Raw genomic sequence first — 11180 nt, forward strand, 5'->3', positions numbered from 1 at the left:
AGTAGGCGAAAACAATCAATGACTTATAGCCTTTTTTGGGTGTAGTTTTTATTTAATTAAACTTATTTTTTATATCCATACTTTGGTGTAAAACCCTGTTAATTTCAATTGTATCTTCATCTATAATTTCATAAAACACAATATGTTTTCCCGTTTTGAGTCCACGAAGTTTTGGTTCTACTCCTCCGTAATTCTTACCGCAATTTGGGTCAATCGTAATTTGATAAAAGGATTCAATCAATAAGTCATAATACTTATCCGCTTATCTAACCGACCATTTATGAAATGTATATTCCCAAATTTCGTTTATATCTTGATTATATAGACTTGTCAATCGATATTTAGGCATCAATTCCGTGTTTGGCTTTTAGATTTTTAAGGTTTTGAATTGGGTCAAAGTCTTCTACTATACCGCTTTCTTTTCCTTTTCTAATGGCCTCTCTTAATGCAACAACCTTACTTTCTTCATCTTCCAAGAGTCGAAGTCCAGCTCTAATTACTTCGCTGACATTTTTGTATCGTCCAGCAGAAACTTGACTGCTTACAAACTGGTCAAAATAATTTCCGAGTGATATTGATGTATTTTTCATTTTTAATATTTTTCTCAAATATACCAAAAATTGGTAAAAACTCCAAATCTTGGTCGTTTTCGCAAATTACACCCAACATTATTATAAAAACACATCTTTTAGGGCTTCACTTAATTTTAGGGCATCCAAAGGTTTAAGTAAATATTTCTTCACATAAGGGTTTTTATTTGCCTTTTGAACATCATTAATATTATAGGATGATGTAAGCATAATTATGTTTGTATGTCCTTTTTGTTCTTCAGAAAAATTATTAAAAGCTTCTAAAAAACCAAAACCGTCCATTTCTGGCATTTTTATATCCAAAAAAATAAGCTTTGGAAAATCATCTGTCAACTCTTTCAAGTAGTTTAAAGCTTCAACAGGCGATGTTTTTACTGTAATAGTCTCTGCTATTTGGGCTTTTTTTATAATAAATTCATTTATGTAATTATCTATAATATTGTCATCGATCAATAAAATCTCTTTCATTTCCTTATATTTAGTAGGTTAATTTAAATTTGGGAGAGAGACTGTGAATTTAGAACCTTCGTTTAATCTAGATTCTACGGTTATAGATCCTTTAAGTTTATCTATAGTTTCTTTTACTATATATAAACCCATGCCAGATCCTTTGGAAAACTTGGTTGCTCTATAAAACATACCAAATATTTTATCTAAGTGTTTATTATCAATACCAATGCCATTGTCTTCTATAACAATTGTTGCTTCTTCAGCATTTGAATTAATGGTTATATTTATATAATTTTCATCTTTGGTAGCGTCGGAATATTCAATGGCATTTGAAATAATGTTATTAAAAATAATTTCAATTCTATGTTTATCTGAATAAAAATCTACAGATTGATCGATATGAACCGATTTTTTATGAGTTTCATTACAATCTTTATATTTTAAATTATCGCATATTGATTGTATTAATGCTTCGAAATCAATTTTTTCATGATCAATTTCGGTACTGGAATTTCTAGAGTAATCCAAAATATCGTCAATAAAAACATCCATCTTACCAATGGTTTTCAGCATCATTTGAAGTTGTTTTTTTTGTTCTTCTTGATCTGGATTTAAACTTGACTCTGTGATATTAATTAAACCTTTTAAAGAGGTTAAAGGCGCTCTAAAATCATGAGACGCGCTGTATACAAAATTGTCTAATTCTTGATTTTTTTTAATTAATTCTTGATTTTTCTCTTCTAAGGCTAATTTAATTTTATTGCGCTCGGTGATGTCTCTTACTATACCAAGAACCCTTCCATCTGTTTGTAATTTTAATGATACCTCTGTTTCTATAATAGTACGGTCTTTCCTTATTAATTTTCTATAAACAATGACTGGTATTCCACTTTGTATCTTTTCATAATTTGATGTACTTTCAATAAACTCTCCTTCAATGATATCTGGCACACTTAATTTTTCAAATTCTTCTTTTGAATACCCTAAAATAGTTGAAGCAGACTGATTAAAACTATGAAATTTACCATCGAAAGTAAATGTAAAAATAGCATCACTCGCTTGTTCAAATAACGATTTGTAAGATTCTTCTTTTTTCTTTATTTCATTAGCGGCATTTTTTTTCTCAATGGCAATATTGGCTAAATTAACGGCGAAGTTTAAATCCTTTATATCGTTTAATGAAGGGCTTTGAATAATATGGCTATAAATTGCAACCGTACCTAATACTTTTTTTTCCTTATTAAGTATTGGAACAGACCAACATGAGTTTAAATTATATTTTAAAGCAACGCTCTTACTTGTTTCCCATAATGGATCTTTACTAATATCTGAAACAATTACTGGTTTTTTTAAAAAAGCGGCTGTACCACAAGATCCTACATTATTAGCTATTCGAATTTTACTAAAAGCTGAAATGTAAGCCTTAGACATATTTGGAGCAGAAATAGGTTCCAAATGCGTACCTTCTTGGTTTACTAAATTTACAGAACCAAAATACCCAGGATGTGTAGATTCAAAATTTAATATAATATGATCTAGAATTTTATCTAAAGGTGTGTTTAAGTTAATTAAATCCATGACTTCAATTTCATGAATTAAAACTTGCTCAATTTTTTTTCGCTCTACAATTTCAATTTTAAGTTCTAAGGTTTTTTCCTCTAACTTATTAATTAGGCGTTCGCTATAAAGCTTTAATACTTCCTCATCATTAATTCTTACTTTTTTTACATAATCTTTCTGAGTTTGGGTTTTCTCAAAAATATCTTTAACTATTTCTATTAACTCTTCCTGGTCTATAGATTTATTTAAAAATTTAGCTGCTCCTAATTTTAAAGCAAATTCTTTATCTGTACGTTCTGTATATGTTGATGTATAAAATACAAATGGGATTTTTTTAAAAAGTTTTTCCTTTTTACAAGCCTGACAAAATAAATACCCATCCATGATTGGCATTAAAATATCAGAAATAATCATATCTGTTTTCGAATGATATAATTTTTGCAGCCCTTCCCTGCCATCTTTAGCTTCTATTACCGAATAGCCAGCATTTTCAAGGATAACTCTTAGTAAGTATAGGTTTGCATCACTATCATCAACAATTAGAATCGTTTTCATTAAGTTTTTTATTTTTTATTTTATATATACTCATCATTTGCTCAATAAAAGTATCAGGGTCTATAGGTTTTTCAATATAACCATCTGCTCCTGCTTCCATAGATTTTTCTTTATCACCTCCCATAGCGTAAGAAGTGACTGTTATAAACACCGTGTTTTTAGAAAGCCCATTATGTGATAATTTATTGCATATTTCATAACCATCCATATCGGGTAATTGAATATCAATCAAAATAATATCAGGCTTGTTTTCGCTTGCCAATTTTAAGCCATCAATACCATTGTATGCTTTTAAAACCTTAAAGTTGCTTTTTTCAAGAAGATAAGATAGCATGTACATATTTTGTTCGTTGTCTTCAATTATTAAAATGGATAATTTCATGTTTGTGAGAGATTTTATTATGTTATTTTATAAATGTAATGAATTTAAGATATTAAATTTAAAAAATTAGTCATTAGCGTTTTGATTTAGAGGCAATTTGAATAAAAAATCACTTCCTTTACCAAGTTCACTTACCACTTCTATGGTACCACCTAATTTTTCTACTAAACTTTTACTTATTGATAGACCGAGACCAGTTCCCTCCTGGCTTCTATTGAGTCCACCATCAAGCTGAATAAAAGGATTAAATAATTTGTTTAATCCTGGTTTGCTTATACCTATGCCTTCATCAATAACATGTGTAGTAAGCATATTATCTTCAACTTCCACTTTTACCACTATGGTTCCTTTATTTGAAAATTTAATGGCATTTGAAAGTAAGTTTAATAAAACTTGCTCCACACGCCTTTTATCGCTTAGAAGCATAATTTTTGGTAAAGAGGTTTCTGAATTGATTTTTAGACCTTTTTTAAAAGCTTGTGGTGTAATGAAAGTAATGGTACTATTTAATAATTCTAAATAATCAAAAGTTTCAAATGAAACCACCAGTTCTCCTGCTTCAATTTTTGAAATATCTAAAACATCATTAATTAAACTTAACAAGTGTTGTCCACTTTTTTTAACCATCCCCAATTGTTTTGCCTGTTCTTCATTTATTGGACCAGCAAATTCTTTTAATAGGATACTGGTAAAACCAATAATGGAGTTCATGGGGGTTCTAAGTTCGTGCGACATATTGGCTAAAAATGCAGATTTCATTAAATCTGCCGATTGAGCTTTTACTTTTTCTTTTTCTAATTCAATAGATTGTAAATTAATATCTTCTAGAAGGTTCAATAGTGCTTCCTTACTATCATTAAGTTCTTCTGTTCTTGAGTTTACTAGTTTCTCTAAATTATTTTTGTAAATTAATAATTCCTTTTCATTATTAACACGTTCCGTTATGTCTATTAAAATTCCTATATAACCATATAAATTATTATTGCTGTCAAACAATTTAGTGACTTTTGATTGAAGATAAATAACGTTTCCGTTTTTATGCAAGAATCGTAAATCAGTTTTAAATACATTATTATTTAAGAATGATTTTTTAGTTACAGCAATTAATTCCTGTAAATCGTCAGGGTGTACGGCGTTTTTCCAACCTGTACCCATCGCTTCATTAAAGGTCATACCTGAATACTTCATCCACTCTTCATTAACATAAGTACAAGCGCCTTGAGCATCTGCATTAAAAATTCCAACGGGTGCATTGGAGGTTAGTGTACGGTATAACAACTCGCTATTTCTTAATATGTCTTCTGTTTTCTTTCTTTCTGTAATATCTTGAATGGTACCAAAAGATTTTATAGGTTCTTTTTTATTATTGTAAAAAGTTTCGCCTTGTTCATCAACATACTTAATACGATTATTATCAAACACTAATCGATATGTTATTTGATATGGTTTGTTGTTTTTTACAGAATCGTTATAGGTTTTAAGTAGTAATTCGCTATCGGCTGGATGTACCATTTTGTGGAATGCTTCAAGGGTGACTTCAAATTTTTCTGGGTCTTTTTCAAAAATCCTATACGCTTCAGGTGAACATGATAATTTAGCGTTTTTTATGTCAAATTCCCAGCTTCCAAGTTTAGCTATATGCTGTGCTTCAATTAAGTTTGCCTCGCTTTTTTTTATTTTCTCACTGGTAATCTCATGAACTAATTTTAATTCCGATTCTTGTGTTATTAATTTCTTGCTAATAAGTTTTTGTAGCCGCTCTGATTCTCCCAAAAAATACCAAATACCGAAGCCACCTACTATTGAAATTAAAATACCAAATATTGAAAACCATACAACTGGATATATGTTTTTTTCCGTTGGAATCACATATAATTTCCACTCGCCTGCAAACATTTTAAAGGGAAGCACATTTTTTTTATAAGGAGACATGTCGGTTTCTAAAAAAAAGTTTTCATTACCAGTTTCAAGATTAACCCTTGATAGTTGGTACTTAAAATCTTTATTATTGGAGGGGTCTATACCTAAATCATTAAGAAAATCAGAAAGTTTAGAAACAACTGCAGAAAATCCAGCAAATTCGCCATCTATAAAAATAGGTTGTCTGCTTACCATACCTACACCACCTTGCTTTAAAGGAACAGGACCTGCCATAAAAAAATCTTTCCTTTTTATGGTCGCAAATGCTCCATCACCACTTTTTGGGTTTTTTAAAATATTAAAACCTATTATATCATTATCTTGTTGGGGATACACGTGTGTTATAAAACCATTACGATCTACTAATTCTACAACAGAAAAATATTTATTTATTTCTAGTAATTCATTTGCTATCTTATCAAAATCGTCAGGGATTCCATTTCTTTCTACAATATATGCTAGATGTTTTGTAGCAGAATTATTATACATTATTAACGCTAATAGTCTCTGTTTTATAGTCTCTATTTCATTGGTTGTTTTCTTTTTTTGTTCATTTTCGTTTATTAAATACTTTTGATAAGCAATATATTGAGTAACAACAAGTAAAGCAACAAATGTTGCTAAACCTGCTATTAAGGGTTTTTTAAAAAAAAGATAAAGGGTGTTTCTTTTCATAATTAAACAAAATTAAATGGATATTTTTTTTAAATACCTTATTTAATTATCGATTTTTAACTTTAATTCTTTAATAATATTTTTAAGCTCTTTCATTTTCAATTCTCTGCCTACAAACAATTTATTCATACGTTGTAATTCGGCATTTTTTAAATTTACTTCTTCTGTTCTTGTTTTTACTAAATTTTCCAGATTATTTCTGTACTGTTCTAGTTCTTGTTCAGCATTTTTCTTTTCAGTTATATCTAAAACCGTTATTAAAATATGGTTTTCTCCAACTAACTTAAGCCTTTGAAAAGAGATTAATAAGAATTTATCTTTTCCAGAGTGCATTTTGTAATTTAACTCCACATTTGATGTGTAACCGTTTTTATCAAACTCTGTCCAAAGCATTTTTTCATTTTCTTGGTTTCTCTCATTATCTAATTTGAAAAAACCTATTTCTTCAGCTGTTTTTCCTAACATGTCTTCTCGTTTATATCCAAGAATGTTAGTTAATGCTTCATTTATTTCAATAATTCTTTTTTCGTTATTGAGAATTGCTTTACCAATAACTTTAGATTCAAACGCTTTTGAGAATTTTTCTTCGCTTTCCTTTATTGCTATCTCTGCTTTTTTACGTTCGGTAATGTCTCTAATGGTTCCAATTAAAAACTTATTTCCAGCATCATCAAGAAATCTTGATTTTTTTGTAGAAATTACTCGTGTTTCCAATTCTCTAAAAGTGAAAGTCTCTTCATTAACATTCTCAATACCCGAATCGAGCACCTGTTTATCAATGCTTAAAAAGTTATCTCTTTCTTCTGGAGGTACATCATCAATTAATGATTTTCCTATTATATCTTCTTCAGGTATGTTAAAAATTTCGCGAAACGCATTATTTACTAAAAGTATCTTACTTTGGTCATCTTTTACAAAGATGGGGTCTCCAATATTATTTAAAATATTATTTAAGTATTTCTCATTTTTTATTATTTGTCCTTCTGCTTTTTTTTGCTTTGTTATATCTGTGATATAAATAGTTAGTCCTTCTGGAGACGGATAAATTCTTCTTTCATACCATTTGTCAAGCAATTTGGAATACTCTATATAATATTGTGTTTCTTGCGTTTCTGCGGCTTTGTGGTATACATTGTAAAGTGGCTGTTTAGCCTTTTCAGGAAATTCTGTCCATATATTTTTTCCCAATATATTACTTGGTGTTCTTCCTAAATATTCACAAGCTTTTCCATTTACATATATATAGCACCAATTGGTATCCAAAGAAATAAAACCATCTGAAATGTTATTTAATGTGGTTTCTAATTGAGATGTTAACTTTTGTTCTATTACATTTTTCTCTACTTTTAAGTTAAAATATTTTTTTCTATATGTTAAAATTGAAAAAATATTGCGTTCTTGATTTGCTATAAAAGTTGCTTTATTTTTCTCTTTGTCTAAAAATGTTAAATACACGTAAAGTATTATTGAAAATATTAGAGAGGAAATTGATTTACCAATGATGTGGCTTATCATTGAATTTATAAAATAAGGTGTACCGTAAAACTTAGCTATATTATAAATAATAGCATCGAAAATTAAAACACTAAAGAGCGATATAAAAATGATTAAGAAAAAGTGAAGCCTTTTAAAGTTTAGAATTAAATATTGATACAAAATGACTATTAAAAAAAAGTCTAAAAGCAATAAAACATTGCCTATTATAAAATACTTATAATCGATTATGAAAGCTGAATTTAAATTTATATCAGTAGCATTACTCATTATTAAATCTTGAGCGTACGTAATATCAAATAACACTGTTAGAACAAAATTGGAAATAATAATTCCTACAATAAGCGTTCGGGCACTTGAAACACCTTCTTTTATATAAATTAACAAAACGGCAAATAAAACAGCACTAAATAAAACCACCGAGCCTGGGTAAATAACATACTCTCCAAAAAAATTAAAACTTAACGTAGTACTTAAGCTATTTAACAAATACTTGACAGACCCCAACAGTAGATAAAGTGGTGCTAAGCCCAATTTAGACCTAAGCCTAAACAATAAAAGTATACTTGCTGCAACAAATAAAAATTCTATAAGTATAATAATATAAATATTCATGAAAGTAAGATTCGCCTTAAAGGCAATTTAAGATTAAGATTTAAATTTCACAAGTATTTTTAAGCCCATTATTAAAAACATAACATTTTGATAAAGTAAAATAATATAAATTTTGGCTACTATAAATCATGACTTATAGAATCTGTTTAGATTGAAATTTAAAAAAAGCGCGAGATACTGGAATAAATATAAAACCAAGTAGGATAAAAATTATAAAGGCACTTCGTAAATTAAAAGCATGTGCCAAATAGCCTATTAATGGTGGTCCAATTAACATTCCTGCAATAGCATAAGTGGTTATTATAGATATTGCCATACCAGGCGAATATTTTTTTGATGTTCCTGCCAAGGAAAATGTTACAGGAAAAATGGCCGCTGTACCAAAACCTACAAAACAAAAACCCAATAAAGCTGGCCAGAAAAATGGGAATATTATTGCAATTGCAATACCCGATGCTATAAGTAACGAACTTAAAATATACGTTTTCTGCAATCCAAATACATCTACTAGTCTGTCACAAAAAAACCTTGATAGCGCCATGGTGCCCATAAAAACAAGGTAACCATATGTAAATACTTCCTCCTTTACAACATCTTTAAAGTACACCCCACTCCAATCGAACATGCCTCCCTCACAAATAGCAGCTAGGAATATTATAATGCCTAAATATAAAATAAAGGGATCCGGTTTACCGATTATCAGCTTATTACCCGTAGTAGAAATATCACCTTTAACAGCAAATTGATAAGTTATTAATGCTACTATTAAGCTAAATATTGAAATACTTAATAGGTGAATTTGCATAGAAATATCCATTTTTACCATGAGTGTAGAAAAGGCAACACCTACCAATCCGCCCGTACTCCAAAGCCCATGAAAAGCACCAACAATACGTTTTTCGAACTTTTTCTGTATCGTTATAGATTGGGTATTTACCGAAATATTTAAAATTCGCATAGAAAACGAAAACAAACAAACCGAAAGTACTAACCAAAAAGTTGTTGTAGCAAAGCCAATACACGTTAAAGCTATCGAGAAAAAAATGAATGAAACAATAAGAGGTACGCGACTATCAAACTTTGATACCAACCATCCTGAAAAAGGAAGCCCAATTAAAGAACTTATTGGCATTGCCAAAAGAATGGTACCTAGTTCGGCTTCATTCAAATTAAAAAAATCTTTAATCGTTGGAATACGTGATGCCCACGAAGCAAAACAAATACCTGATAAGAAAAAATAAGTACTTAATGCGATACGTTGTATGTTCCTTAATTCCATTGTTGCTACCTATAATAATTTAACTTCAAGAAAGATTTAATTGACTCCTTCTTTTCAAGTTGCAAAAATAGTATAACACTTTGGTTTTACTAGTGAAAATCACACTAATAATGCACAGGGTTTTGTGTACAGGGACAATTGCTGATGCCCTGTAGAAAATCAAGCCCGATGGTTATTACGTGCGTGCCAGAGTTAAAGCCAGAGAGCTCGTTCATGGTGATCTGGTAGGCGTAGCCAAAGTAAAAGTTGCTCTTCTTGAAACCCGCCATAGGGCCTACGTTCAAGGGCTTGAAAAACTGATCATTCAAATAACGGTACGATAGTCCCGCCCAATAATAATCATCGTTCCTGTTGTATTTCCGGAACTTGAAGTTCACGTCCGTACTCGAGCGCTTGTCGCTGCTGAACATCTGGTAATACACCGATGGCTCGAACTCCAGCCCGCTGTTCTTGGGGCCCTTAAAGGTATACCCCGAATAGATCTGGTAGTTGAGCAGCATGATAGGCTCGGTTTTTCGAATATCCGCATCTATATTCTTTTCCAAGATATTGTTCGCGTTTAAACTTGCGAAGAACCCTTTGTTCCTATACAGGATACCTACATCGAAATTGTTGTTGGCCGTACGCCTATCATCCGTTAAGCCCGAAGGTATTGGTGTCCCGTTATTTTCGTCATAGCCATATAAGTTGTTGACATCAATCCTAAAGGTGTTTAAATTATACGAAATCCCAAAGGACAGGTACTGCTTGGAGTAATAGTCCAACGTTAGATGGTGCGCAAAGGAAAATTTGGCGCCCGTCTGGATCGTGTTACCGTTCTTATCGTTGTAAAATGAAAACCCTACGCCCGAGCGGTCCGCGATCCTAAAATCGGCATACAGCGATTGGTTGTCCGGAGCGTCCTTGATCCCCACCCACTGCGTGAGGCCGTTGGCACGAATCTTTAAGTTATCGCCGATCCCCGCATAGGTCGGTGAGACCACAAAGTTGTTATCGGCCAGATATTGCGTGAATACCGGTAGGTTCAGCTCTTGACCGTGCAACGTGCCAATGGCCATAAAAAGTAGGTATATGATTGTTTTGCGCATAATGTTTTGTTTTTTTCAATGGTCAAAAAAAAACCACTGGTTGCCCTTTTTCTTTATCTGTATATTGTAAAATGTCCAACGACCTGTTTATCGTACCTCTTATCGTTCAGCTTGATGCTATACCAATAATCGCCCGATGGAAGGCCTTTTCCTTGATACTTACCGTCCCAGGTATCGTTTACGCCCAAAGTGGCCAATTTTCTTCCGTACCTATCGAAAATGAGAACCTTCATGTTCGGGTATTGCAATGCGCATCCCGGTGCCCACGTGTCCATAACGGTATCACCGTTCGGGGTGAAATAATTTGGGATGCACAGATCGATGAACTCAAAATACTTGGTCTCCGAGGCAAAACATCCATAACTGTCGGTCACGGAAACCGTATAGTTGCCCGATTCATAGATCAAGAATTTATTGGTGCTTCCGTAAGCTTCCCCGTTAAGGGTATATTCGTAGGTGCCCGAACCGCCCGTTGCAACGGCTACAATCTCGTTTATCTCTCCTATGGCCGAGGTTATCGATAGTGCATCGTACTGTTCTATATCAAAACTTGCCGTCCTCTTGATACAGCC

9 protein-coding genes and 1 pseudogene are annotated in these 11180 nt (G+C 31.7%); all 10 read right to left on the bottom strand.

Features of this window, described 5'->3' with window-relative positions:
- Positions 1-52: 52 nt before the first annotated feature.
- Positions 53-250, bottom strand: a pseudogene (locus tag EV196_RS20160) (type II toxin-antitoxin system RelE/ParE family toxin); the annotation flags it as partial.
- A 91-nt stretch (positions 251-341) separates the two neighbouring features.
- Positions 342-590: a type II toxin-antitoxin system ParD family antitoxin gene (locus EV196_RS13845; RefSeq protein WP_132218365.1), complete on the bottom strand. Its 249-nt coding sequence runs from the start codon at positions 588-590 to the stop codon at positions 342-344.
- 81 nt (positions 591-671) lie between these two features.
- Positions 672-1058 (bottom strand): response regulator, encoded by a 387-nt coding sequence (locus EV196_RS13850; RefSeq protein ID WP_132218366.1) that lies wholly within the window; start codon positions 1056-1058, stop codon positions 672-674.
- An 18-nt stretch (positions 1059-1076) separates the two neighbouring features.
- Positions 1077-3155 (bottom strand): ATP-binding protein, encoded by a 2079-nt coding sequence (locus EV196_RS13855; RefSeq protein WP_132218367.1) that lies wholly within the window; start codon positions 3153-3155, stop codon positions 1077-1079.
- Positions 3133-3537: a response regulator gene (locus EV196_RS13860; RefSeq protein WP_132218368.1), complete on the bottom strand. Its 405-nt coding sequence runs from the start codon at positions 3535-3537 to the stop codon at positions 3133-3135. The genes EV196_RS13855 and EV196_RS13860 overlap by 23 nt, the downstream gene beginning before the upstream one ends.
- A gap of 66 nt (positions 3538-3603) precedes the next feature.
- A complete protein-coding gene (locus EV196_RS13865) occupies positions 3604-6132 on the bottom strand; it encodes a sensor histidine kinase (RefSeq protein WP_132218369.1) in 2529 nt (842 codons plus the stop codon).
- 42 nt (positions 6133-6174) lie between these two features.
- Positions 6175-8241, bottom strand: coding sequence for a PAS domain-containing protein (locus EV196_RS13870; protein WP_132218370.1), 2067 nt, complete (start codon positions 8239-8241; stop codon positions 6175-6177).
- A gap of 133 nt (positions 8242-8374) precedes the next feature.
- Positions 8375-9520, bottom strand: a complete 1146-nt coding sequence (locus EV196_RS13875) for an MFS transporter (protein WP_132218371.1) — start codon at positions 9518-9520, stop codon at positions 8375-8377.
- A 104-nt stretch (positions 9521-9624) separates the two neighbouring features.
- Positions 9625-10608, bottom strand: a complete 984-nt coding sequence (locus EV196_RS13880) for a PorP/SprF family type IX secretion system membrane protein (protein WP_132218372.1) — start codon at positions 10606-10608, stop codon at positions 9625-9627.
- Between the two features lie 53 nt (positions 10609-10661).
- The coding region (locus EV196_RS13885; RefSeq protein WP_132218373.1) for a T9SS type B sorting domain-containing protein at positions 10662-11180 on the bottom strand (519 nt) is incomplete at its 5' end.

It is taken from the genome of Mariniflexile fucanivorans, from assembly GCF_004341235.1.
Classification (GTDB): domain Bacteria; phylum Bacteroidota; class Bacteroidia; order Flavobacteriales; family Flavobacteriaceae; genus Mariniflexile; species Mariniflexile fucanivorans.